Raw genomic sequence first — 24,480 nt, forward strand, 5'->3', positions numbered from 1 at the left:
TTACATCATGTAAATGAATAAAATGTATGATAGTATCGTCTGGTTAATAAAAAGAATATGTTATTTAAGTTAAGTAGACTGAAGGAAATGGCAACGAATGACTGATACCAATAATCAAATCGTTCCAGTTAATATTGAGGATGAACTTAAGAACTCATACCTAGATTATGCAATGAGCGTAATCGTAGGTCGTGCATTACCAGATGTACGTGATGGTCTTAAGCCTGTTCACCGTCGTGTTTTATTTGCGATGAATGAACTTAAAAATGACTGGAACAAGCCTTATAAAAAATCAGCCCGTGTTGTGGGCGATGTAATTGGTAAATATCACCCTCACGGTGATACAGCTGTATACGATACTATCGTACGTATGGCACAACCATTTTCAATGCGTTATTTATTAGTAGATGGACAAGGTAACTTTGGTTCTGTTGATGGTGACTCGGCAGCAGCAATGCGTTATACCGAAATCCGTATGACTAAGCTATCTCACGAGTTATTATCAGATCTTGATAAAGAAACTGTTGATTTTGTAGAAAACTATGACGGTACGGAATTAATTCCAGCTGTTATGCCAACGAGAATTCCAGCGCTATTAGTTAACGGTTCATCAGGTATTGCAGTAGGTATGGCAACAAATATACCGCCGCATAACCTTACTGAAGTAATTAATGGTTGTTTAGCATTAATGGCTGATTCAGATTTATCTGTTGAGCAATTAATGGAATACATTCCTGGGCCAGATTTCCCAACTGCAGGTATTATCAGCGGTATTAAAGGAATTGAGTCTGCTTATAGCACTGGCCGTGGTAAAGTTCATATCCGTGCTAAAGCTGAAGTACAAACTAACGAAAAAACAGGTCGCGAAACTATCATTGTTGATGAGTTACCGTACCAAGTTAATAAAGCACGTTTAATCGAAAAAATTGCTGAGTTAGTTAAAGACAAAAAAATTGAAGGGATCAGTGCATTACGTGATGAGTCGGATAAAGACGGCATGCGTATTGTAATTGAAATCAAACGTGGTGAAGTGGGTGAGGTTGTATTAAATAACCTTTACTCACAAACACAAATGCAAACTGTATTCGGTATGAATATGGTTGCACTAGATAATGGCCAGCCTAAGTGTTTAACACTTAAAGAAATGCTTGAAGCCTTTATTGTTCACCGTCGTGAAGTTGTAACACGTCGTACAGTATTTGAATTACGCAAAGCGCGTGATCGTGCACATATGCTAGAAGGTTTAGCAATTGCATTAGCAAATATAGACCCTATCATTGAATTGATACGTAATTCACCTACACCTGCAGAAGCGAAAGAAGCATTACTAGCACGTCCATGGCAGTTAGGTAATGTTCAAGCTATGCTTGAAAAAGCTGGTGAAGATGATGTTGCTCGCCCTGAATGGTTAGAAGAAGGTCTTGGCATACGTGATGGTGAATATTACTTATCATTACAACAAGCACAAGCAATCTTAGATTTAAGACTACATAAACTAACAGGCCTTGAGCATGAGAAAATCATTGCTGAATACCAAGGTTTATTAGAAGTTATCGCTGAGTTATTATTTATTCTTTCAAGCCCTGCGCGTTTATTAGAAGTTATTCGTGAAGAATTACTTGAAATTAAAGAGCAATACGGTGATGAGCGTCGTACCGTAATAAGTGCTTCAGCGCATGATATTAACCTTGAAGATTTAATCAATGAAGAAGATGTTGTTGTAACATTATCTCATGAAGGTTATGTGAAGTACCAACCACTTAGCGACTATGAAGCACAGCGTCGTGGTGGTAAAGGTAAATCAGCAACTAAAATGAAAGATGAAGATTTCATTGAACGTTTATTAGTTGCCAATACACACGATACAATTTTATGTTTCTCTACTGCAGGTCGCTTATATTGGTTGAAAGTATACCAATTACCATTAGCGAGTCGTGCTGCTCGTGGTAAGCCAATTGTTAACTTACTACCGCTTGAAGAAGATGAGCGTATTACCGCTATTCTACCTGTTCGCGAATATGAAGAAGATAAATACATCTTCATGGCAACATCAAACGGTACCGTTAAGAAAACACCTTTAACAGCATATAGCAGACAACGTGCAAGCGGTATTATTGCAATTAACCTAAATGATGGCGATAGCTTAATTGGTGTTGATATCACAGACGGCAGCAATGAAATCATGTTGTTCTCGGATGCGGGTAAAGTTGTACGATTTAAAGAAGCGGAAGAAATTCCAGCAATTGATGAAGATGGCAACCCTGTTTTAGATGAAAACGGCGAGCAAGAAATTAAGTTTAAAGGTGTAAGACCTATGGGTCGTACTGCTACGGGTGTTCGTGGTATTAAACTTAAAGAAGATGATAAAGTAATTTCACTTATCGTACCTAAAACTGATGGTGACATTTTAACTGTAACTGAAAACGGTTACGGTAAGCGTACTATACTTGAAGATTACCCATCTAAGAGTCGTGCAACGCAAGGTGTTGTATCAATCAAGGTAAGTGAAAGAAATGGTAAAGTTGTAGGTGCTGTTCAAGTACTTGATAACGATGAAATCATGCTAATCACTAACCGTAGTACATTAGTACGTACACGTGTTCATGAGGTTTCTACTGTAGGTCGTAATACCCAAGGTGTTATCTTGATCCGTACAGCAGAAGATGAACTAGTTGTTGGTTTACAACGTATAGACGAAATAGAAGAAGCAATTGTATACCCTGAAGCTGATGGGGAAGCAACTGAGCAAACTGATATTTCAGAAGAGGCAAGCACAGAGGCAAATACACCCGATGTAGCTGAACCTGAAAATTCTTCACGACAAGACGAAGAATAATCATAAAAAGCGGCCATAGGCCGCTTTTTTTTACTTTAAAAATTAGGTAAATTAATAAACCTCCTATGCAAATCTTTTAAAACCACTGTGTGGCATGTTATAGGACAGATTAATATAAATAGAATTGAAGAAGTGCGAGTTATTAAAAGCAGTTTTCGATTCTATTATTTTTAGCAACAATATTTTTAACAGCAAAGCTGTGATTAATAAAATTTCTGTCGGGAAATTTTATATTGGAATGAGGATTAACGAGAATGAGTGTTTACAATTTTTGTGCGGGGCCGGCAATGCTGCCACCAGATGTGATGAAAAAAGCACAAAAAGAATTTATTGATTGGCAAAACTTGGGCGTTTCTGTCATGGAAATAAGCCATAGAAGTCCGCCATTTCTTGAGCTAGCTCAAAAGAGTGAAGAAAGCTTACGACGCTTAATGAATATCTCGGATGAGTATTCTGTTTTATTTATGCATGGCGGTGGTCGTGGTCAGTTCTCAGCTGTGCCTTTAAATTTGCACCAAGAAGGCAAGCAAGCTGTTTATTGCCAAACAGGCACTTGGTCTTCAAGTGCGTTAGATGAAGCAAATAAATTTACACAAACACAGACTTTTAATATTAGAAATGATCACAATTCAGTCGCATCTGTGATCCCTGTAGAACAATGGCAACTTCCTAAAGAAGCGTCATATATACATTATTGTACAAATGAAACGGTAGATGGCATTGAGTTATTTGATGTGCCTAAACATGCAAGTGCGCCAATCGTTGCAGATATGTCATCAAATATATTATCGAGAGAGATCGACGTAAATCAATTTGATTTAATCTATGCCGGTGCGCAAAAGAATATAGGGCCATCAGGCCTTGCCATCGTGATTGTGAAGAAAGATTTGCTGTCTCGTCCAGGCCTTGCTAAGCCAGGTATTTTTGATTACGAATTAGAATCAAAACAACAAAGCATGTTTAATACACCGCCAACTTTTGCATGGTATTTAGCTGCTGAAGTATTTGCTTGGTTAGAGGCAAACGGTGGCGTAGCGGCAATGGAAGTACATAATAGAGATAAAGCCGCGATCTTATATGATTTCATAGATAATAATGATTTTTATCAAAATAATATAGATACAAGTTGTCGTTCATTAATGAATGTACCTTTCTTATTAAAAGATGAGTCTTTAAATAAAGCATTTTTGGCGCAATCACAAAGCGCAGGCTTATTAGCTTTAGAAGGACATCGTAGTGTAGGTGGCATGAGAGCGAGTATATACAATGCGATGCCAAAAGCGGGCGTTGCAGCCTTAGTTGATTTCATGCATAAGTTCTCAAAGGAGCATCAGTAATGCAGCAGCTAAAACTAGATCCAATTCCACAAGTCAATGGCACAGTTGTACTACCAGGTTCAAAAAGCCTATCTAATCGAATTTTATTATTAGCTGCACTCTCTAAAGGCACGACTCAAGTTGAAAACCTACTTGATAGCGATGATATTCGTTACATGTTAGGTGCTTTAAATGAATTAGGCGTAGAAGTAGAGCTAAGTGATGATAAAACAACAGCGATAGTTCATGGTGTTAATGGTCAGTTTGCTCAACCTACTAAGCCTTTATTTTTAGGTAACGCAGGGACTGCATTTAGGCCTTTAACAGCAGCGCTTGCAGCAATAGAAGGTAACTTTGAGTTAACCGGTGAGCCTCGAATGGAAGAGCGTCCTATCGGGCATTTAGTTGATGCACTATCAGATTTAAGCGCAGATGTGACGTGTTTGAAAAATTCAGGGTACCCACCGCTTAATATTTCAGGCAAAAAGCTTGATGGTGGCGAGGTGAGTATTGATGGCAGTATCTCTAGCCAGTTTTTAACTGCGCTATTAATGTCTGCGCCTTTATTTAAAAATGATACAACTATTACAATAATTGGTGAGCTTGTTTCTAAACCTTATATTGATATTACATTAGATGTGATGTCTCGATTTGGTATCAGTGTTGTTAATAATAACTATGAAAGTTTTGTTATCAAAGCAGGGCAGCAATATACCTCACCTGGTCGTATTATGGTTGAAGGTGATGCTTCTTCAGCGTCTTACTTTATGGCTGCAGCTGCAATTAATGGCGGCACAATTGAAATAAAAGGTGTTGGTAGCAAGAGTGTTCAAGGTGATATTGGTTTTGCCAATGTGATGGAACAAGTTGGTGCAAATGTACAGTGGTTTGACGAAAAAATAGTGGTCAGTAAAGGTGACATTAAAGGCGTTGACATAGATGCTAATGAAATTCCTGATGCTGCCATGACATTAGCCACTGTTGCCTTGTTTGCTAAAGGCAAAACGGCTATTAGAAACATCTACAATTGGCGTGTTAAAGAAACAGATCGTCTTTATGCTATGGCGACTGAACTAAGAAAAGTGGGTGCAGAAGTAGTCGAAGGGGAAGATTTTATCGAAATTACACCTCCGGTTACAATTAATTTAACCGACATAGATACCTATAATGACCACAGAATCGCAATGTGTTTCTCTATGGTTGCGGTAGGGGGACACCCTATAATAATCAACGATCCTAAGTGTGTTGATAAAACTTTTCCAAGCTATTTTCAAACATTATCGAGCATCAGTTAACGTAAACTTGATATGAAACAATAAAATAATTGATATAAATAAGCGAAAATTTCTAACTTTTCGCTTATAATGCGCCGATTATTTTGTATGCATAGATGGAGGTTGAAATGCAACCATTCTCACCAGTGGTCACAGTAGATGGTCCAAGTGGCGCAGGAAAAGGAACGGTTTGCCGCTTATTAGCGGAAAAACTTGGTTGGGATGTATTAGATAGCGGTGCGATATATCGTGTTTTAGCACTCGCTGCAATTCATCATCAAATTTCAGAAAGTAACGAAGATGCATTAGTACCATTAGCTGCAAATTTAGATGTACAATTTTTAATTGATAGTGAAACGAGTTCTAGTAAAATTGTACTAGAAGGCGAAGATGTTACTAAGCGTATCAGGAATGAAGAAGTAGGGGCTGTCGCTTCTAAAGTAGCTGCATTGCCACGTGTACGAGAAGCATTATTAAGACGTCAACGCGCTTTTAAAACTGAAAATGGTTTAATCGCTGATGGTCGAGATATGGGCACTGTTGTGTTTCCTGATGCACAATTTAAACTTTATATCACAGCTTCAGCTGAAGAACGTGCAAATCGCCGCTTTCTAGAGTTGAAGCAAACAGATGATAGTGTTAAAATTGATGGTATCTTAGCCGATATCAAAGCACGCGATGAGCGTGATATGAATCGCAGTATTGCACCTTTGGTTCCAGCTGAAGATGCGATTGTAGTTGATACAACTAAAATGAATGCACAACAAGTATTCGAACATGTATATGATTTATATACTCAAGCACTTATTGCACAATAACAATTAACCATTAAGTTAGTTGTTTTTTAGTGCATTTGCAGGTTGTTTAGACTAAAATAATTCCGGATAGGAAATACAATTTTGTATTTTCGTCCAAAGAGCGAAAAATATGGATGTTATTCGCTAAATTAATAACCCCATGCGGCAGGCAAGCCAATTGGTGATATAAACATTAGAGACGTATTAAGTATGTCAGAAAATTTTGCACAGTTATTTGAAGAAAGCTTACAAGGTTTTGAAGCTCAACAGGGTTCTATCGTTAAAGGTACAGTTATTTCAATTGAAAATAACATCGTACTTGTTGACGCTGGTCTTAAATCTGAAAGCGCAATTCCTGCCGAGCAATTCAAAAACAATGCTGGTGAATTAGAAGTTGCTGTTGGCGACGAAGTAGATGTAGCGTTAGACGCAATTGAAGATGGTTTCGGTGAGACAATCCTTTCTCGTGAGAAAGCAAAACGTCATGAAGCTTGGATCCGTCTAGAAAAAGCATGTGAAGAGCAAGAAACTGTTACTGGTATCATCAACGGTAAAGTTAAAGGCGGTTTCACTGTTGAAGTTGACACTATTCGTGCATTCCTACCTGGTTCATTAGTTGATGTGCGTCCAGTACGTGATACTACTCACCTTGAGCATAAAGAACTAGAATTTAAAGTTATCAAACTTGATCAAAAACGTAATAACGTTGTTGTATCTCGTCGCGCAGTTATTGAGTCTGAAAATTCTCATGAGCGTGAAGAACTTCTAGCTAACCTTGTTGAAGGTCAAGAAGTTAAAGGTATCGTTAAGAACCTTACAGATTACGGTGCATTCGTAGATCTTGGTGGTGTTGACGGTCTTTTACATATCACAGATATGGCTTGGAAACGTGTTAAGCATCCATCAGAAATCGTTAACGTTGGTGACGAAATCTTAGTTAAAGTACTTAAGTTTGATAAAGAGAAAACTCGTGTTTCTCTAGGTCTTAAGCAACTTGGCGAAGATCCATGGTCAGCAATCGCTGGTCGTTACCCAGAAGGTTCTAAACTTACTGGTCGTGTAACTAACCTAACTGATTACGGTTGTTTCGTTGAAATCCAAGAAGGCGTTGAAGGTTTAGTACACGTTTCTGAAATGGATTGGACTAACAAAAACATCCACCCTTCTAAAGTTGTAAGCTTAGAAGACGTTGTTGAAGTTATGGTTCTTGAAATTGACGAAGAACGTCGTCGTATTTCTTTAGGCCTTAAACAGTGTAAAGCTAACCCTTGGCAAGAATTTGCTCGTCTACAAGTTAAAGGCGATCAAGTTACTGGTAAGATCAAATCTATCACTGATTTCGGTATCTTTATCGGTCTTGACGGTGGCATCGACGGTCTTGTTCACTTATCTGACATTTCTTGGAATGTACCAGGTGAAGAAGCAGTTCGTGATTACAAGAAAGGCGATGAGATTTCAGCTGTAGTACTACAAGTTGACCCTGAGCGTGAGCGTATTTCATTAGGCGTTAAGCAAATTGATGCTGACCCGTTCAATAACTTCCTGGATCTAAACAAGAAAGGTGCTATCCTTACTGGTAAAGTAACAGCTGTAGATGCTAAAGGCGCTACTGTTGAGCTTGTTGAAGGCGTAGAAGGTTATGTACGTGTTGCTGATATCGCTGTTGAGCGTGTTGAAGATGCAACTACAGTTGTTTCTGTAGGCGCTGAGTTAGAAACTAAACTAATGGGCGTTGATCGTAAGAACCGTACAATCAGCCTTTCAGTTAAAGCGCTTACTCAAGCTGAAGAGAAAGAAGTTTTAGAAAAACTTAAGAAAGAAGAGCCAGAGTTCGAAAACGCTATGGCTGCAGCATTTAAAAATGCTAAATCTTAATTAGTATATATTTCTAAAATATATCTCAAGGAAGGGTGAAAGCCCTTCCTTAATTTAACTAAGGAATTAATATGACTAAGTCTGAACTTATCGAGCAATTGTCAGAGCAGCATGCACATTTAGCTGTAAAAGACGTAGAAAATTCAGTTAAAGAAATTTTAGAGCTTATGGCTGATTCATTAGCTGAGTCTGATAGAATCGAAATCCGTGGCTTTGGTAGTTTTTCTCTTCATTACCGTGCACCTCGCGTAGGACGTAATCCTAAAACGGGTGATACTGTAGATTTAGATGGAAAGTACGTACCGCATTTTAAACCGGGTAAAGAATTAAGAGACCGTGTTAATGCAAGCATTGCGTCTTAGTATATTAGTAAATTATAGCTGGAGTAGTTAATTGTTTCGAGTAGTAAAAATACTCTCTTTATTAAGCTTTTTGTTTTTAGCATTTGTACTGGGTTCCCAAAATCCACAATTAATAAAGATAAATTATATTCTAGCTAGTGCTAAATTGCCTTTAGCCGTTGTAATTAGTATTTGTTTTATAACAGGTGTTGCTGCTGGTACACTTATCAGCTTTAAGTTGTTTACAACTTTAAAATGGCAAAATTTCCGTTTGAAATCTAGCAATAAAAAGCTCATCTCAGAAAAAGAAATTTAATATGATAGAGCTATTATTTTTACTCTTGCCCGTTGCTGCAGGCTACGGTTATATTATGGGTAAAAATAGTGCCAGATCTAAAGCCCACGAACAAAACCGACAAATAACCTCCGAATATAGTAAAGGTTTAAAGTTCTTACTTGATCGTGAAGAAGATCAAGGTTTAGAACATTTAATTAATTTACTCGAAGTTTCAGCCGATTCAGTAGAGCATTACCTCACATTAGCCATCATGTTTAGACGCCGTGGTGAGTTTGACCGTGCAATCAAAATTCATGAGTTACTACTTGAACAAGCAAATTTAAACCCTCAAATTACAACTTCCATACTGATTGAGTTAGCGCAAGATTATATTATGGCGGGTTTGCTTGATTGCGCAGAAAAACATTTATTAGAACTTGTTGTTCGTTCAGAACCAAAAGCCATAGAACTCCTTTTTGACTTATACTTGCAAACGAAAGAATGGCAAAAAGGCATCTCACTCTATGAAAAAAATGGCAGTCTATTTGCTAAACATAAATTAAAGGTTGCAGTTGCAAATTTTTATTGTGAACAATCAATAATAATCGAAAAACCTAAATTGATGCGTAAAGTGCTCGGTTTAGAAAGTGGTGTAATAAGGCCCTTATATGAACTTGGTAAAGCGGCATTTAATCGCGAAGATTATGTGAAAGCCATTTCTTATTGGCGTGACTTGCTTATACAATCACCAAATTATGTGCCACTATTTATCGACAATCTAGAATCTTGTTATTACCAGCTAGGTTTAAACGACCAATATGAAGCTTTATTAGAGCAAGAAGTGTCTCGTGGTGGTGTTTTAATTAAAATTAAATATTGTCGTATCTTAGTAAAAAACAATCGTTTAGATGATGCTGTTAAGTTTTTAACTAAAAGTTTAAAGAAAGAGCCCAATATTAGAGGTTTTAGTTATTTACTTGAGTTAATTACTTCTCAAAATACCGATATTAAAACTGTAATTCACCAAGTAAATGAATTAGTACAATCTTATATTGCTACAAAATCAGAGTTTCAATGTACTCACTGTGGGTTCAATAGCCATACAATTTATTGGTCTTGTCCTTCATGTAAACATTGGGAAACTATCATCCCAAGCCGTGGATTAGATGGTTTCTAAAATTGATTATTAAAGCAAAGTTAATTTTCAATATAATAAACGCATAAAAATAGAGTAATACCACACTTTGGTAATTACCGTTACGAACAGATAATTTAATAACTTACATGTTAGGTTTTCTGTGTTTCGGGTTTGTCCCATAAATATCAGATTTAAATAGAGTAAAAATAATGAATCAATTAAACGATCCTAAGGTATTAATTGCTTTAGATTACGCTTGCGAAGACGATGCAATTAATTTTGTTAAACAGCTATCTCCGAGCCAGTGTAGATTAAAAGTAGGTAAAGAAATGTTTACTTATTTTGGTCCGCAATTTGTAAAAAAACTAATTGATTTAGGCTTTGATGTTTTCTTAGATTTAAAATTTCATGATATCCCAAATACAGTAGCAAAAGCGGTAACAGCAGCTGCTAAAATGGGCGTATGGATGGTTAATGTTCATGCCAGTGGTGGTCCACAAATGATGGCTAAAGCAAAAGAAGCTTTAGAGCAGTTTGGAGATAAAGCACCTTTATTAATCGCTGTAACTGTATTGACCAGTATGGATGCAGAAGAGTTGTCACGTTTAGGTGTAGACAAAACACCTGCAGAGCAGGTGTCTTATTTAGCAGCATTAGCTAAAGGATCAGGATTAGATGGTGTTGTTTGTTCTGCGCAGGAAGCTGAAGGTTTAAAGCAACAGCTTGGTGCAGATTTCAAATTAATAACACCAGGTATTCGCCCTGAGGGAAGTGATGCAGGAGATCAAAAACGTATCATGACGCCTAAAAAAGCAATTGACAGCGGCAGTGATTATTTAGTGATAGGCAGACCAATCACACAGTCTACGGACCCAGTGAATACTTTAGCTGAAATTAATCAGTCGCTAGCGGTATAGCTTTCAATCTACTTCAATTCAAGGCATTGTATTAACAATGCCTTTTCATTTATTTTTCCAGTTTTTATTATATTTAACTTTTCATTACTGATATTTATGTCACAATTAATGTAACAAAATAAAAATAATGAAGAGTAACAAATGAAGTACGCAGTAATTTTGATCGCCGTTATAGCACTTGGCGCTTATTATAAAAATTGGTTAGATATTGAAAATAAAAGGGCCGCTTTTCCTGATCTTGTAAAAGAAGTCTCACAAAGTAATGTCAGCTTATTTGATGCTAAAAAAGCTATCATGTTATTAGTACAACTGAGTTGTCAAGAATCTAAAGAAAAGCTAGAAGCGAGAGGTTCGTCTGTTTCTGAATGTTTAGAATATCAAGAATCGTTCAAATCTCAGTGTGATGAAAAAATATTTAGACTTGCACCAATTGAGTTCAGTGATACTGAAGAGTTATTAGATTACTCTAAAAGATTTCATAGGTGCATTATGCCAACAGGTTTCTCTCATATTGAATTAAAGCAATATCTGTAAAAATACATTTTTAGTTTAGTTAGTCACACATATAAAAAAGGCGCTTGTTAAGCGCCTTTTCTTTAACTTAAAATAATAGTTAATTAAGTTTTATACTTTTAGCTTCAATTGAAATTACGCCTTTTTTGAATAACCCACCAATTGCTTTTTTAAAATTAGCTTTACTACAAGAAAACGTCTTTTTAATGAGTTCAGGATCTGATTTATCACCTAATGGTAAAAATCCATTATTCTTATTTAACTCTTCAACAATTTTATCCGCTAAAGTATGTACTTTTGCCATGCCGATTGGTTCTAATACGATATCTAACTTATTATCTTCACGTACTTTCTTTATATAACCAGGCATAGTTTGGCCAACAAACAATGATTTAAAAGCAGTATCATAATAGACAATACCCCAATGTAATTTATCAACAATCACTTTATAACCAAGATCTGTACGACCAGCAACAATTAAGTCTACTTTATCTTTAAAGTTGTAATTTGCTTCAGCTTTACCTACAAACTTGTTATATCTGTTTGAAGCACATAGTCTTTCACTAGCGTTATCTAAGTAAACACCTACAAGGTAAGACATACCTTGTTCCATTTTAGGATTTTGTTCACCGTAAGGTACTAATAAATCTTTATCAATACCCCAATCTAAAAATGCACCTATGTTATTTATTTCTTTTACACGCATTAAAGCAAAGTCACCAAGTTGTGCATTAGGTGTTTTTTTTGTTGCAGTTGTAAGGCCATCAGAATCTAAATATACAAAAACACTGATCTGTGAATTTGCAACATCTTGCTCTTCAAGCTCATTAATTGGTAAAAATACTTCACCTAGATTTTTACCATCTAAGTAAGCGCCTTCGCCCGAGCGTTCTGTGATCGTCAGTGTATGGAAGCGTCCTAAAGTGATCATTCATCAATATCCTGTATTGGAGTCTCTTTATTGACTCTTGGTTTACGTTTAAGCGGGCTTTGACCATCTATATCAAATGGTGCCGGAATTGGTTTTTTAACAAGCTTTTTAGCTGACTTAACTGGCTTTTTAACTGATTTTTTAACTGGTTTTTTACCTTTGATACTTGGCTTTTTACCTGATTTATCTTTAAGGCCTTTAAATTTACCTTTTAAGCCGTCTACAGTTAAAAATGTTAGCTCTTGCTGTAAATACTTTTTAAGCGCTATGAAATTATCCCAGTCTTTAGGGCCAACAAATGAAATTGCTTGTCCTTTAAATCCAGCACGACCTGTTCTGCCTATTCTGTGAACATATTCTTCAGAGTTTTTAGGTAAGTCAAAATTAATAACATGGGTAACACTTAATAAATCTAAACCACGAGAAGCAACATCAGTAGTAACCAATATCTGATATTGTTCTTTACTAAAAGCATCCATGATTTTAAGTCGTTTATTTTGACTCATATCTCCTGAAAGGGCAGCTGAGTTCATACCTTTATTTATAAGGATTTCACTTAATCTTTGTGCATCATGACGTGTTGCAGTAAATATAATGCACTGGCCAACACTTTTTTGAGAAACAAAGTGATTTAAAAGCGCTTCTTTATGATCTAAATGATCTGCTAAAAATAAACTTTGCGTAATATCTTCATGTTTTTCAATAGCAGAACCAACTATAACTTTTTTTGGTTTAGTCAGTAGATTGCTAGAAAGCGTATCAAGTTCAGCATGTTCAAGCGTTGCAGAAAACATTAAAGTTTGACGTAATCTATGATCGGCACTGTCATTGATTAAATTAATTTCATCTTTAAAACCAAGATCCATCATACGATCAGCTTCATCGAGGATCAGCATCTCAAGTCCACTTAAATAAAATGATTTTTGTTTAAGGTGATCTGCAAGGCGACCTGGAGTCGCAACAATAAATTGAGGCTCTTTTCTAAGCGCTTTAATTTGATCGTTAAAGTTATCACCGCCAAGTACTTTTGTTGCTAATAGATTCGTACCCGCAATCAGCATACGCAATTGCGTGAAAACTTGATTAGCAAGTTCTCGAGTTGGCGTAATAATTAAAACGCGAGGATCACGTTTACTTAAAGGTTTTTGTTTAAGTACACGCTGTAAAGCAGGTAATAAAAAAGCAAGTGTTTTACCTGAACCGGTTTTGGATTGGGCAAATAAATCTTTGCCTGCAATAACAACTGGAATTGATTTTTGCTGAATTTCAGTTGGTTCAGTGATTGCTTGATGAGCCAGCTGTTTAGCTAAACGTATATCAATACCTAGTGTTTCAAATTGCAAATTGATTCTCCGGAGGTAATTATGTAATGGATTAGTTCATCACATTAAAATAATAAAAATAATCTAAAAAAGCGCAGCATTATACAATATCTGACGGTGTGCAGATAGGAGTATTAATAAAATAACAGAAATTTAGATGTATTTTAGAAAAGGATAACAAAGGGTAGGGAAGTCGCACTAAGATTAAACTTAGTGCGAGATGTTATGTATATTATTTTTGTGAATATGCATCATTGTGACTACCAGCAGCACGACCTGATGGATCTGCATTTTTCATAAAAGCTTCATCCCATGCCAGTGCCTCTGGTGTAGAGCAGGCTACAGATTTTCCATGTGGAACACACTTAGCAACTGCATCACCAGGGAAGTGCTCTTCAAAAATACTACGATAAAAATAAGCTTCTTTTGAATCCGGCGTATTAATTGGAAATTTAAACTGCGCATTTTCAAGCACAGAATCTGATACTTGCTCATCAACAAATTCTTTTAATGAATCTATCCAGTTATAACCCACACCATCAGAGAATTGCTCTTTTTGACGCCATAATACTTCTTCTGGTAAATAGCCCTCAAACGCTTCTCTTAAAATATGTTTTTCAATCTTGCCATCTTTACACTCTTTGGCAATAGGGTTAATACGCATCGCGATATCAACAAATTCTTTATCAAGGAATGGTACACGTGCTTCGACACCCCAAGCAGCCATAGACTTATTTGCACGTAAACAATCAAACATATGTAGTTTAGATACTTTACGATTTAGTTCTTCATGAAATTCTTGTGCGTTTGGTGCTTTATGGAAATATAAATAACCGCCAAATAGTTCATCAGCACCTTCACCAGATAACACCATTTTTATGCCCATAGCTTTGATTTGACGAGACATTAAATACATAGGGGTTGATGCACGAATAGTGGTTACATCATAGGTTTCTAAATGATAAATTACTTCACGTAACGCATCTATACCTTGTTGAACTGTAAAGTGAATAGGGTGGTGAACTGTGCCAATCATATCCGCAACTTTTTGCGCAGCGGCTAAATCTGGTGAGCCTTCAAGACCGACCGAAAATGAATGAAGTTGTGGCCACCAAGCATTTGATTCGTCATTGTCTTCGATTCGTTTTGCGGCAAATTTTTGTACTATTGCTGATATAACAGAGGAGTCTAAACCGCCTGATAATAATACACCATAAGGTACATCACACATAAGTTGACGTTTTACAGCATCTTCAAGACCATTTTTAACATCTATTACATTTGAAGCGTTGTCTTTTACGGCATCAAAATCTTGCCAATCACGCTTATAATATGGTTTTAGTTCACCATCATTACTATCTAGGTAATGACCTGGCGGAAATTCTTCAATTGTTTTACAAATAGGAGCAAGCGCTTTTAACTCTGAAGCAACATAAAAGTTACCATGTTCATCCGTACCAGTATAAAGCGGGATGATACCAATGTGATCACGTCCAATAAGATAAGAATCTTTTTCTTCATCATATAAACAAAAAGCAAAAATACCGTTTAAATCATCTAAAAATTCAGTACCTTTTTCTTTATAGAGTGCTAGGATAATTTCACAGTCTGACTCTGTTTGAAATTCAAAATTTGTATTAAGCTCTTTTGCGAGTTGTTTATGATTGTAAATCTCACCATTTACAGCTAAAAAATGTGTTTTTTCAGGATTATATAATGGCTGAGCACCACTCGATACACCAACAATAGCTAAACGTTCATGCACCAAAATAGCTTTATCTGATGAATAAACCCCTGACCAATCTGGACCACGATGTCTTAGTAATTTAGACATCTCAATTGCTTGGCTGCGCAACTGCGTTGGATCTGTTTTTATATCCAGCACGCCAAAAATAGAACACATACCTCATTCCCCAATTCGATAATAAGTTATTAAAAATAATGAACTTCTATATGTACCAAATAAAACCATTTAAGTCACACTTAAATTTAACAAAAGATGCATATATTCTGCAAAAAGGTTAAATAACAAGGTTAAATTTGCTTAAAATGTACAAATCGCATACAAAAATTGATTTGTATATCTTATATTTAAAATTGTAACTTTTTAATTGTTAATAAAAAGTAAAGGCGAGCGCTTGAGGAAGGATATGAGCGGCTTAAAATCAAATCAGCCGCAAAACAACATAGCTTATAAAGACATTAATACTTTAAAGTTTTTACCAGTAGAGTTTTCATCCTTTTTACTGAATTTAATAAGTAGATCATCTTTACCATCGTGGTTTAAATCATTTATATAAACTAAGTTTCCATCTTGTGGTAATTGGGTATCATAATCTTGAGCGCGCTTTTTAAATAAACGTTTACTGGTATCACCTAAATATATTTTAAGCTCATCATCACCATCCGATAATATTAAATCTTTTAAGCCGTCACCGTTTAAATCAGCAAGTTTAACTACCGCACTGCCAGATTGACCTGACGAGAGGCTAAAGTTTAGCTCTACTTCTTTAGTAACCTGTGCTTTTTGATAATTATCTTCATCGTTCATTTTAAACAAGTAAACATCTTGATCTATGCTTCCCGCTAAAAGCGCACCAATTATCTGAGACATGCCAATATCAAATCCTGCAAGCAGTACTTCTGATTTATCATCATTATCTATATCTACAAATTCTAAACCGGTTAATGTACCGTCTGCACGTATCGTACTATTGGGCTTTTCAGGGTAGGAGAGTTGTCCTTTGATATTTGTCCCTAAGTATATTTCATAATCGTTAACGCGGTCTAATACACCTGAAACCTGTGTGTAACGTACTATCATATCTGTTATACCGTCAGAGTTTAAATCTCGTAATTCTTCTAGTTTTCTATAGACCAGTTCACTCTGATCTAAGCTCTCTCCAGTTTCATCTCTTTTATTCCACCACTCAGTGCCACTGATGGCTTTATTAATTTCAACCTTACCTGATTGTGTATTAAACATGCCATTTTTAGATTGATGGTAAACGTGCATTTCTCCCTCACCCACTTGAATAATATCAATCGTACTATCAAAATTGACATCTTCGAAATATAGCTTTGCTTGTTTATAAGTGGCCCCATCAGAATGTAAGTTTACTTCAGCTGGAATAGGCAGTGTTTGTGTCTTAAATTTCCCATTATTTTGCCCAATTAAAATATGCGTTGATGAAAAGTCACTCAGTAGTACATCATCAATATTATCTTGATTAAAGTCTTTAATGAAATGCGCTCTATTAATATGTTCTGGTTTATCTTTTAAGAAAATCGTATTTATAGCTGATATGGTATCAAATTGATTTTTTGTAGCATCGTATTTGACCAGTTCGTTACTAGACATAAAATACAAGCTTTGTAATAAGCCTGATTTATCATCACTTAAATCATAACTATAAAATTTCTTGGGGAGCGGTATTTTTTTAGCGATGGCATATTCATTTTCTTTATCGTTATAAAGATATGTGATCAGCCATTTATCTTTATTTTCATCAATGCCCAATACAATGAGTTCTTTTGCAATATTTTCAATTATGTCAGCAACTAAAACTGGTTGGATCAACTTATAAGGCGCATCAATTAACATTTCGTTAAAATCAACTTTAGTGTGTTTTGTATTTTTGCTAGCAGCAGATAAATAGGATGTATTAAAAACAGCAGCAAGTGCAACTGAGTACATTATTATTATTTTATTAATTTTGAACATCACTTTCTCACTAATCTATATGATTAATTTAATATACATATATTTTACATAAGTAAATGTCAGAAACTTTTATAATCTGTAAGAAAGTATTAATACGAAAGCCAAAGCGAGAGTACTTGGTTTTTATTCGTTAGAAGATTGTGGCCAAATATTTTTCACATAATGGCCATGATAGAATATTAAACCAGCTAAAAAGCTCATTGCTGAACCTAACAATAATGCCCAAGAAACATCAAACATAGATAAAATACCACCTATAAGCGCAGCAAATAAATTACCTAAACAAAAAATAGTAACAAGCATACCCATTAACTTACCTTGCGGTCTATTTTCATAGCAATGAGATAAATAAGAGGGAAGAAATCCATTATAAATTGCAATACCGGCTCCCATTAACGCAAAAGTGATTAAGTATGAAATGTTAGTGAGCCAAGGCAGCACAGCTAAAGAAAGCCCATATAAAATTATTCCTAAAATTCCAGCTGAGGCATGAGAAAGTCGTTTTTGAATGTGAGGATTGATAAATATGCTTGTACAGATCATACACGCTGTTAAAAATACCGTTGCCCAGCTAATATCAACGGGTACGTAATCATATTGGCGTACTAGATGTAACGGGTAATATTCATAATACAAATTTACACCCATAGTTAAAAATAAATAAAGTACAAAAAACCGTCTTAAATCAGGCTGTTTTAATAAAGTTAAGCTTGAACCAGTTTCTGCATTGTCATCTTTTTTATTGAGTGCGTTAGGTAAAAGTGTATGACTTAAAAAAGCACATATTAAACAAGCAATCGCTGCAGCCCAAAAGACAGAATCAATCCCATAAAAAATCAAATAACCACCGGCAAGGGGACCTAACAAATAACCGCCATACCCCATAGAGCTGACTAATGAAAAGCTACGTGTTTTATCTATTACAGGGTGTAAATCGGCTGCAATAGCGCGTGCAATTGCAATATTACCTTCACATAAACCAGTTAACAGTCTAGATATTGCAAATAATAAATAGTTTTCATTGATAGCAGCAATTGCAGTTAAACTATAACCGATGGCGCTACCAAAGAGCGTAATACTAAGTAATTTTTTTCGACCATAATTATCTGAAATTGCACCAATAACACTACTACCTAAAATAATACCTAAGGGATATATACCAAGTACAACTCCTAATAATATCTCAGAAGGTAAATTCATGAATTGTGTTAATGCTGATTCGCCTTCAGAAAATAAAGGCGCTAAAACAGGGTAAGGTAAAGCAATGCCCGCGACACTAATTAATGTAACAAGCAAAGTAATGTATAAAATTTGCTTAGCTTTATTTTCGTCTTCAACTAAAGGCGAGTTAATTATGTCGAGCTTGTTACTAGAAAGATTGCTCATAAAAACTGTTATCGATTAAGAATACAGCTAATATCTCATTTGCTCTTAATTAAGTAAATAAAAAACTTTACTTAATTAAGGGCTATAATAGTTTTAGTGTGTTATAAATTAGCGTGAGGACCAAATACTTCATAATGAATACGTGATTCACATACGCCCATATCTAATAAAGCAGATTTAGCAAATTGCATAAATCCGACTGGACCACACATATAAAAATTGCCATTATCCTTTGGCAGTTCTAATTGACTGAAGTTAATAAAACCTTGGTGAATATTGTCATCATTGTCATGCTTTTCATTATACCAAGTATTATGTTTCCAAGAGTTGGTATGACATAAGTCAATTACGCGATTTTTAAATGAATGTTGTTCGTTATTTTCACATGCATGAATATAGTGAACATTATCTTTATATCGATCGTTTGATAGTTTCTCAAGCATTGCTTGCATAGGCGTGACACCCACACCTGCCGAAATTAAAACAACAGGGGCTTGTCTATCTATAAAGAAAAAATCACCTGCAGGGGCATATAAATCTACTAGACCACCTATTTCTACATGATCATGTAAATAATTAGATACTAAACCAGGGTACTCACCTTGCTCTCGCTTAACTGAAATGCGATAAGTTTCAGTATTTGGTAGATCCGATAATGAATATTGTCTAATTTCAACGTTATCTGAACCGTTAGGCTGTACTTCTACCCCTAGGTATTGTCCAACATTGAAATCAATAACAGGTTTATTATCAACTGGTGCAAATGTAAAGCTTGTTACTAATGCTGATTCTTTTACTTTATTAACAACTTTGAATCGACGTTTGCCACGCCAACCTCCTTTTGTGCTCGCTCTTTGTGTATATAGCTCTTCTTCTCGGGCAATAAATATTTGAGCTAAAAATTGATAAGCATTTGCCCATGCTTCTTCAATTTCAGTCGTAAATGCATCTGGTGCTAACTCGCGTAGAGTAGCAAGTAAATGATGGCCAACAATTTGATAATGGGCTGGTTGGATATTAAAACTAGTATGTTTTTGCGCAATGCGCTCAACTGCAGTAGTTAACGCAGCTAGGTTTTCAATATTCTTGGCATAAGCCGCAATAGCTTCAAATAAAGCGACTTTCTGTTTTCCTGTTTTTTGATTACTCATATTGAATATATCTTTAAGTTCAGGGTTATGTCTAAACATACGATTATAAAAATATTCAGTGATCGCTGAACCTGCTTGCTCTAATAATGGGATGGTGCTTTTTACTAAAGAGATATCTTTTTCAGTTAACATAAAATTTCCTAATAAATAATTATTGATCAATGCGCTTTGCAAATAAGATCGGTGAATAGACAAAAATAAAAATCAGACTTGAACAGACCCAAAGTAGGGCACTGAGATCCCAAGCGAGTTGGGTAAAATTGAATAAAGGTAAAAGAACCCGTATAAAAACAGTTAAAATTATTAAAATAAAAGCTATAACCAATGCCTTATTTAACACAAGTACACGTCCTGTATGACCAAGAGAAACGCGGCTCATCATTGCAAAAATCATCAACCCAATAGCACCAATAGTGATCATATGAAGTACATTACTAAAGGGAATGCTGATATTGATTACTGATAAATCAAAATAACTTAAACCTAATAGAATTAAACCTAGCCCCATAAAAAGATAAGAGATATGTAATGACCAAAGTAATGGCACTTTGTAGGTTTTTATGGTTTTCCAAAAGCTGAACCTTAATAAATGTAAAAACCCAGCCAAAATCATGATAGCTGCGGGTGTAAAAGGTAACTGTATGAAGTAACCTAAAATAAATATCGCTATACCAGTTATACCAATAGGTAAAATTAATTTTTCAATCCAAAATGGGGTATTAATTGTGTCAGTTTTAGCACCGTTTTGTGTGAAAAATGGGATCACTCGACCACCAATTATCGACATTAATATTGTGAATAATAAAATACTCGCTCGGGCTAAATGCATAGCAAGCCCAGTATTACTGAGCATATCAGTTAAAATAATACTGATATTGATGAGCATCATGATGCTAAGTAAAGGTACAAATAAGTAATTACGTGTATTTTTAGCCTGATATACCATTTTAAAAAAACATGAAATAACAATTAACCACCAAATTGTTTGAAATATTAGTGCAACTTTAATTGATAAATTTGAATTTATATAAATTGAAAATCTAACAGTTAGCCAAATTAGAGTTAATAAACAAAGGTATTTCCCTGTAATACTGGATTGTTTTGTCCAGGTCTTGCCTGCTGTTAATATAAATCCCACAGCTATCGTTGCAGCGAAACCAAATATCATTTCATGAATGTGCCATATAGTTGGGCTAAGTCCTGAATTGTTAAGTTTAATTAATGAATTTAACTGTAAAGACCAAATGAGCATACTTATAACAGATGCAACTGTGCCTAAAATAAAAAATGGTCTAAACGCTAAGTCAAAAAAATCATGTTTAAAAAGCTTAGACAAAGAATATTTGTTTGGGCTATTTAACTGAGGTTGATTATCTTGTTTATATTTCAACATCATTAACTCTGGGTCGTGTATTTCCATCATATTAAAAAACCTTATAACCTAAGCCGTGTACACCAACGCAACGAATTACGTAACCAAGCTTGAAAATTCCAGCAAATACAATTGTTAAAATGTGACCTGCGATCTGCAAATACATATTAAATAAATGATCAAAACCAAAGGTCATTGTTAGACAAAGTAGGGTAATAGTGAGAGAGACAAGCATTAACCAGTTTCCGCCAATGATGCATTTTTGAAAATTAATCTGTGATTGATCAAACTTATAACAATTATTGATGAAAAATTGAGAGTACATAATCACTACTTATTTTTATTTATATATAACTTCTATATAGCAATAGCAGTGCCAGTATTTATATTCATTATAATACAATGGTTTATGGTTTTTAATGGAATGATGGAGTCATTTAGACTTCGGTAAGCACAAGCAATAAAAAGACACTATCATGTCATAATGACTCTAATTTGTTGAGTAGATAATAAATAATGGAATGAATTATTTGTTTAGGTTTTAACTGATAGGAAATAGGAAATAGGAAATAGGAAATAGGAAATAGGAAATAGGAAATAGGAAATAGGAGATAGGAAGTAAAGTTTATTATAACTTTAATCTTTTTCAGATTTGGCTCCTTTTACAAAAGCACAAATAATGATCACTAATACTAACCAAATAAAAAAATATACCATGTATTTACCATATGACTAAAAAGATATTTTATGCTGATCAGTATAATCATCAGTAACTTAATGCAAACTGAATTTAAGAAAAGTTAAATCAACAGGTAACTTTTTTATGATAAAACCAATTCTCAATGTGTGACCTGTTAACTAACACAAATGATATAATGACCTAAAAAGTATAGTTTAATTTAAAGTTTATTTTCTAAAAAATCGATCATGGCGCGTATTTTAGGAGTAACGCCTTTTCTACTGGCATAAATAGCATACAAAGAAATGTCAGTACTTTGCCATGAGCTAAGTACTTGTTGTAATTTATTATGTGATATTGCATCTGTACACAAATACTCAGGTAAAAGAGAAATACCAGCACCGTTTAATGTCATTTGATAAATAACGTTAAAATCATCACATACAAAACTCGGTTGTAACTTGACTGTTTGTGTTTCGTTTTGTTTATTTAAAACCCATTGGTTTGAGTGGTTAGTTGCATTCATAAATAAGCAATTGTGCAGTTCAAGATTTGAAATTTCAATTGTTTGGTTTTTACTTGTGTTGTGAATATATTCTGGACTGGCGTATAACTTTAAGCATGTACTCATCAGTTTTTTTGAAATCAAAGATGAATCTGGTGATTCTCCAACCCTAAGCACTAAATCAAAACCTTCTTCAATGATGTCAACGCGTCTATTTGTGAGTTGCAATTCAACTTGGATATCGGGATAAACTTCATTAAATTTCATCAGTAGTGGGGCTATTAAGCTTTGCCCTATAGTGACAGATGTGCAGACTTTTATTACTCCTCTAGGCACTGAACTCATGGTTTCAATACATTTTTGAGAATTGGATATTTCTTCATTAATGCGAACACAATGTTCATAATAGGTTTTACCTATTTCAGTTAAATGTAATGACCGTGTTGAACGCTCTAATAGACGAACTCCAAGTGCAACCTCTAATCTAGACACTTTTCTACTTATATTCGATTTAGGCAGTGAAATAGCATCAGCAGCAAGGGTAAAGCTTTGATGCTCTACTACAGCTAAAAATACCATCATATCGTTTAAATTATGCATATTGTCACCTTAAATAGAACATTGAGTTGTGATTTCACATGTTTATCTCATTTTATAACTCAATTAATATTCATATCAAGTTAAAGCAGATTAAATATTAGGAGAAAGCGATGGATATTTTAACTTTTGATGAATTACCACAAGGTGGTTTCGCAGGATTAATTGAACGTCAATTTGTAACTGATAGACGTGTATTTAAAAACCAAAAAAATAAACATGTGTTTGATGGCATAGGTAATTTTGTTTATTTAGCTGATGCAAACTTTTTACCAAAAGGTGAAACAGGCATGCATGGACACAAAGAAGTTGATGTTATTTCTGTGATGGTTGAAGGAGAAGTTAGTCATGCTGGTTCTTTAGAGCACGGTAAAGGGTTAGTTGCTGGTAGTGTGCAAGTTCAAAGAGCCGGAGCGCAAGGCTTTAAACATAACGAAATAAACCCAAATTCACAACCGAATCATATGATCCAACTTTGGGTCATGCCTGATGAATTAGGAGAGCCTGCAGGTTATAAAACATATCAGCCAGCTGATGGCAAAGTTATGCATATTTATGGCGGCGATAAAAACCAGAGCGATACTTTTTATAGCAAAACAGCAATTGATGTAGGTCAGCTTAAAGAAGGTCAATCGACATTAAAGTCAGGCCCAGTAATGGCTTTTATCAGTAAAGGTTCAGGAATTATTAATGGCAAAAAAATCTATGCCAGAACACTAGTTAAAAGTAATGAGCCAATTCTATTTGAAGCCTTAGAGCAATCTCAAATTATATTTATTTACTTAAAATAAAAGCATTTAATGATACAAAAAAGAGATAAATCATGACTATAAATAAACACTCAGAATTTTTAACACCCGACAACGCAGTACTTGCGATGATAGATCATCAAACAGGACTTATGTCATGTGTAGGTGATGAATATCCAACCGTTTTAAAAAACAATATTCTTGGTTTATGTAATACCGTTAAGGAAGTTGGTATGCCAAGCGTGATCACAGCGAGTTTGCCGCAAGGACCAAACGGTCCAGTTATGCCTGAAATAGTTGATATTTTACAAAGCCATGTAATAGAGCGTGAAGGACAAATAAATGCATGGGATAGCAATGCTTTTACTGATGCAATTAAATCAACAGGACGTAAAAAAATTATCATGGCAGGTATCGTGACAGATGTTTGTCTATTGTTTCCCGCTTTATCTGCTGTTGCTGAAGGTTATGATGTATATGCGGTAATTGATGCCTCTGGGACATGGAATAAAACAGTGCAAGAGGTCACAATTCATAGGTTAACGCAAGCTGGCGTTAAATTGACAACATGGGCTTCTGTATTAGCAGAGATAATGAATGATTGGCGCAGTCCACATGGCGAAGTATTAGGGCAGGTTTTGACAAATCATACAGCACCATATGGTTACGTAATGAATAGTCATTTTTCGAAGTAAATAGATTTTGGTGTATTTACAGTGTGTATTTACACCTTTTAAGCTGGAGTTTAATATGAAACCGGTAAACAAACATATCATGGCA

The 24,480-nt window shown here is 35.1% G+C and carries 20 protein-coding genes; 12 read left to right on the forward strand and 8 right to left on the reverse strand.

What is annotated here, in order from left to right:
• Positions 1–97 precede the first annotated feature (97 nt).
• The 10 genes from gyrA (at position 98) to KO527_RS10550 (ending at position 11,305) form a co-directional block, all read left to right on the forward strand.
• The gene (gyrA, locus tag KO527_RS10505) at positions 98–2,836 is read left to right on the forward strand and encodes a DNA topoisomerase (ATP-hydrolyzing) subunit A (RefSeq protein WP_216040265.1); all 2,739 of its coding nucleotides are present in this window, start codon (positions 98–100) and stop codon (positions 2,834–2,836) included.
• 254 nt (positions 2,837–3,090) lie between these two features.
• Positions 3,091–4,173 (forward strand): 3-phosphoserine/phosphohydroxythreonine transaminase, encoded by a 1,083-nt coding sequence (serC, locus tag KO527_RS10510; protein WP_216040266.1) that lies wholly within the window; start codon positions 3,091–3,093, stop codon positions 4,171–4,173.
• Positions 4,173–5,447: a 3-phosphoshikimate 1-carboxyvinyltransferase gene (aroA, locus tag KO527_RS10515; RefSeq protein WP_216040267.1), complete on the forward strand. Its 1,275-nt coding sequence runs from the start codon at positions 4,173–4,175 to the stop codon at positions 5,445–5,447. The genes serC and aroA overlap by 1 nt, the downstream gene beginning before the upstream one ends.
• Positions 5,448–5,554: 107 nt before the next feature.
• A complete protein-coding gene (gene cmk, locus KO527_RS10520; protein WP_216040268.1) occupies positions 5,555–6,244 on the forward strand; it encodes a (d)CMP kinase in 690 nt (229 codons plus the stop codon).
• A 189-nt stretch (positions 6,245–6,433) separates the two neighbouring features.
• A complete protein-coding gene (gene rpsA, locus KO527_RS10525; protein ID WP_042150955.1) occupies positions 6,434–8,098 on the forward strand; it encodes a 30S ribosomal protein S1 in 1,665 nt (554 codons plus the stop codon).
• A gap of 71 nt (positions 8,099–8,169) precedes the next feature.
• Complete coding sequence (ihfB, locus tag KO527_RS10530; RefSeq protein ID WP_216040269.1) at positions 8,170–8,460, forward strand: integration host factor subunit beta; 291 nt, start codon at positions 8,170–8,172, stop codon at positions 8,458–8,460.
• Between the two features lie 31 nt (positions 8,461–8,491).
• Entirely contained in the window at positions 8,492–8,755 is a 264-nt protein-coding gene (locus KO527_RS10535) for a LapA family protein (protein WP_042150952.1), read from the forward strand.
• Between the two features lies 1 nt (position 8,756).
• Entirely contained in the window at positions 8,757–9,893 is a 1,137-nt protein-coding gene (locus KO527_RS10540) for a tetratricopeptide repeat protein (RefSeq protein ID WP_216040270.1), read from the forward strand.
• A 170-nt stretch (positions 9,894–10,063) separates the two neighbouring features.
• Positions 10,064–10,771, forward strand: coding sequence for an orotidine-5'-phosphate decarboxylase (gene pyrF, locus KO527_RS10545; protein WP_216040271.1), 708 nt, complete (start codon positions 10,064–10,066; stop codon positions 10,769–10,771).
• 141 nt (positions 10,772–10,912) lie between these two features.
• Positions 10,913–11,305, forward strand: a complete 393-nt coding sequence (locus KO527_RS10550) for a hypothetical protein (RefSeq protein ID WP_216040272.1) — start codon at positions 10,913–10,915, stop codon at positions 11,303–11,305.
• A gap of 79 nt (positions 11,306–11,384) precedes the next feature.
• Here KO527_RS10550 and KO527_RS10555 read toward each other — a convergent pair whose 3' ends face one another.
• The 8 genes from KO527_RS10555 to KO527_RS10590 all read right to left on the reverse strand — a co-directional run bounded on the left by KO527_RS10555 (position 11,385) and on the right by KO527_RS10590 (position 22,954).
• On the reverse strand, positions 11,385–12,215 hold the full coding sequence (locus tag KO527_RS10555) for a S1-like domain-containing RNA-binding protein (protein ID WP_216040273.1): 831 nt from the start codon (positions 12,213–12,215) through the stop codon (positions 11,385–11,387).
• Positions 12,212–13,558, reverse strand: a complete 1,347-nt coding sequence (locus KO527_RS10560; protein ID WP_216040274.1) for a DEAD/DEAH box helicase — start codon at positions 13,556–13,558, stop codon at positions 12,212–12,214. The genes KO527_RS10555 and KO527_RS10560 overlap by 4 nt, the downstream gene beginning before the upstream one ends.
• A gap of 211 nt (positions 13,559–13,769) precedes the next feature.
• Positions 13,770–15,440 (reverse strand): asparagine synthase B, encoded by a 1,671-nt coding sequence (asnB, locus tag KO527_RS10565; RefSeq protein WP_216040275.1) that lies wholly within the window; start codon positions 15,438–15,440, stop codon positions 13,770–13,772.
• Between the two features lie 288 nt (positions 15,441–15,728).
• Entirely contained in the window at positions 15,729–17,234 is a 1,506-nt protein-coding gene (locus KO527_RS10570) for a VCBS repeat-containing protein (RefSeq protein ID WP_252733619.1), read from the reverse strand.
• 150 nt (positions 17,235–17,384) lie between these two features.
• Positions 17,385–18,647, reverse strand: a complete 1,263-nt coding sequence (locus KO527_RS10575) for an MFS transporter (RefSeq protein WP_216040277.1) — start codon at positions 18,645–18,647, stop codon at positions 17,385–17,387.
• Between the two features lie 101 nt (positions 18,648–18,748).
• The gene (gene hmpA / locus KO527_RS10580) at positions 18,749–19,957 is read right to left on the reverse strand and encodes an NO-inducible flavohemoprotein (RefSeq protein ID WP_354668613.1); all 1,209 of its coding nucleotides are present in this window, start codon (positions 19,955–19,957) and stop codon (positions 18,749–18,751) included.
• Positions 19,950–21,221 (reverse strand): NnrS family protein, encoded by a 1,272-nt coding sequence (locus KO527_RS10585; RefSeq protein WP_252733620.1) that lies wholly within the window; start codon positions 21,219–21,221, stop codon positions 19,950–19,952. Before KO527_RS10585 ends, hmpA begins: the two co-directional genes overlap by 8 nt.
• A gap of 848 nt (positions 21,222–22,069) precedes the next feature.
• Entirely contained in the window at positions 22,070–22,954 is an 885-nt protein-coding gene (locus tag KO527_RS10590; RefSeq protein WP_216040279.1) for a LysR family transcriptional regulator, read from the reverse strand.
• A gap of 110 nt (positions 22,955–23,064) precedes the next feature.
• Between KO527_RS10590 and KO527_RS10595 the strand changes: the two genes are divergently transcribed.
• Together KO527_RS10595 and KO527_RS10600 are read left to right on the forward strand one after the other, a co-directional pair.
• A complete protein-coding gene (locus tag KO527_RS10595; RefSeq protein WP_216040280.1) occupies positions 23,065–23,742 on the forward strand; it encodes a pirin family protein in 678 nt (225 codons plus the stop codon).
• A 32-nt stretch (positions 23,743–23,774) separates the two neighbouring features.
• Positions 23,775–24,395, forward strand: a complete 621-nt coding sequence (locus KO527_RS10600) for an isochorismatase family protein (RefSeq protein ID WP_252733622.1) — start codon at positions 23,775–23,777, stop codon at positions 24,393–24,395.
• Positions 24,396–24,480: the final 85 nt, after the last annotated feature.

The sequence above is a fragment of the Pseudoalteromonas sp. C2R02 genome (assembly GCF_018860845.1).
Classification (GTDB): domain Bacteria; phylum Pseudomonadota; class Gammaproteobacteria; order Enterobacterales; family Alteromonadaceae; genus Pseudoalteromonas.

Excerpts from the sequence above, each read along its gene's own strand:
- KO527_RS10590 (WP_216040279.1), bottom strand. The coding sequence starts at position 22,954 with ATGCATAATTTAAACGATATGATGGTATTTTTAGCTGTAGTAGAGCAT.
- cmk (WP_216040268.1), top strand. The coding sequence starts at position 5,555 with ATGCAACCATTCTCACCAGTGGTCACAGTAGATGGTCCAAGTGGCGCA.
- aroA (WP_216040267.1), top strand. The coding sequence starts at position 4,173 with ATGCAGCAGCTAAAACTAGATCCAATTCCACAAGTCAATGGCACAGTT.
- asnB (WP_216040275.1), bottom strand. The coding sequence starts at position 15,440 with ATGTGTTCTATTTTTGGCGTGCTGGATATAAAAACAGATCCAACGCAG.
- KO527_RS10550 (WP_216040272.1), top strand. The coding sequence starts at position 10,913 with ATGAAGTACGCAGTAATTTTGATCGCCGTTATAGCACTTGGCGCTTAT.
- serC (WP_216040266.1), top strand. The coding sequence starts at position 3,091 with ATGAGTGTTTACAATTTTTGTGCGGGGCCGGCAATGCTGCCACCAGAT.
- KO527_RS10595 (WP_216040280.1), top strand. The coding sequence starts at position 23,065 with ATGGATATTTTAACTTTTGATGAATTACCACAAGGTGGTTTCGCAGGA.
- KO527_RS10555 (WP_216040273.1), bottom strand. The coding sequence starts at position 12,215 with ATGATCACTTTAGGACGCTTCCATACACTGACGATCACAGAACGCTCG.
- KO527_RS10585 (WP_252733620.1), bottom strand. The coding sequence starts at position 21,221 with ATGATGGAAATACACGACCCAGAGTTAATGATGTTGAAATATAAACAA.
- pyrF (WP_216040271.1), top strand. The coding sequence starts at position 10,064 with ATGAATCAATTAAACGATCCTAAGGTATTAATTGCTTTAGATTACGCT.
- KO527_RS10575 (WP_216040277.1), bottom strand. The coding sequence starts at position 18,647 with ATGAGCAATCTTTCTAGTAACAAGCTCGACATAATTAACTCGCCTTTA.
- ihfB (WP_216040269.1), top strand. The coding sequence starts at position 8,170 with ATGACTAAGTCTGAACTTATCGAGCAATTGTCAGAGCAGCATGCACAT.
- KO527_RS10600 (WP_252733622.1), top strand. The coding sequence starts at position 23,775 with ATGACTATAAATAAACACTCAGAATTTTTAACACCCGACAACGCAGTA.
- KO527_RS10540 (WP_216040270.1), top strand. The coding sequence starts at position 8,757 with ATGATAGAGCTATTATTTTTACTCTTGCCCGTTGCTGCAGGCTACGGT.
- KO527_RS10570 (WP_252733619.1), bottom strand. The coding sequence starts at position 17,234 with ATGTACTCAGTTGCACTTGCTGCTGTTTTTAATACATCCTATTTATCT.
- rpsA (WP_042150955.1), top strand. The coding sequence starts at position 6,434 with ATGTCAGAAAATTTTGCACAGTTATTTGAAGAAAGCTTACAAGGTTTT.
- gyrA (WP_216040265.1), top strand. The coding sequence starts at position 98 with ATGACTGATACCAATAATCAAATCGTTCCAGTTAATATTGAGGATGAA.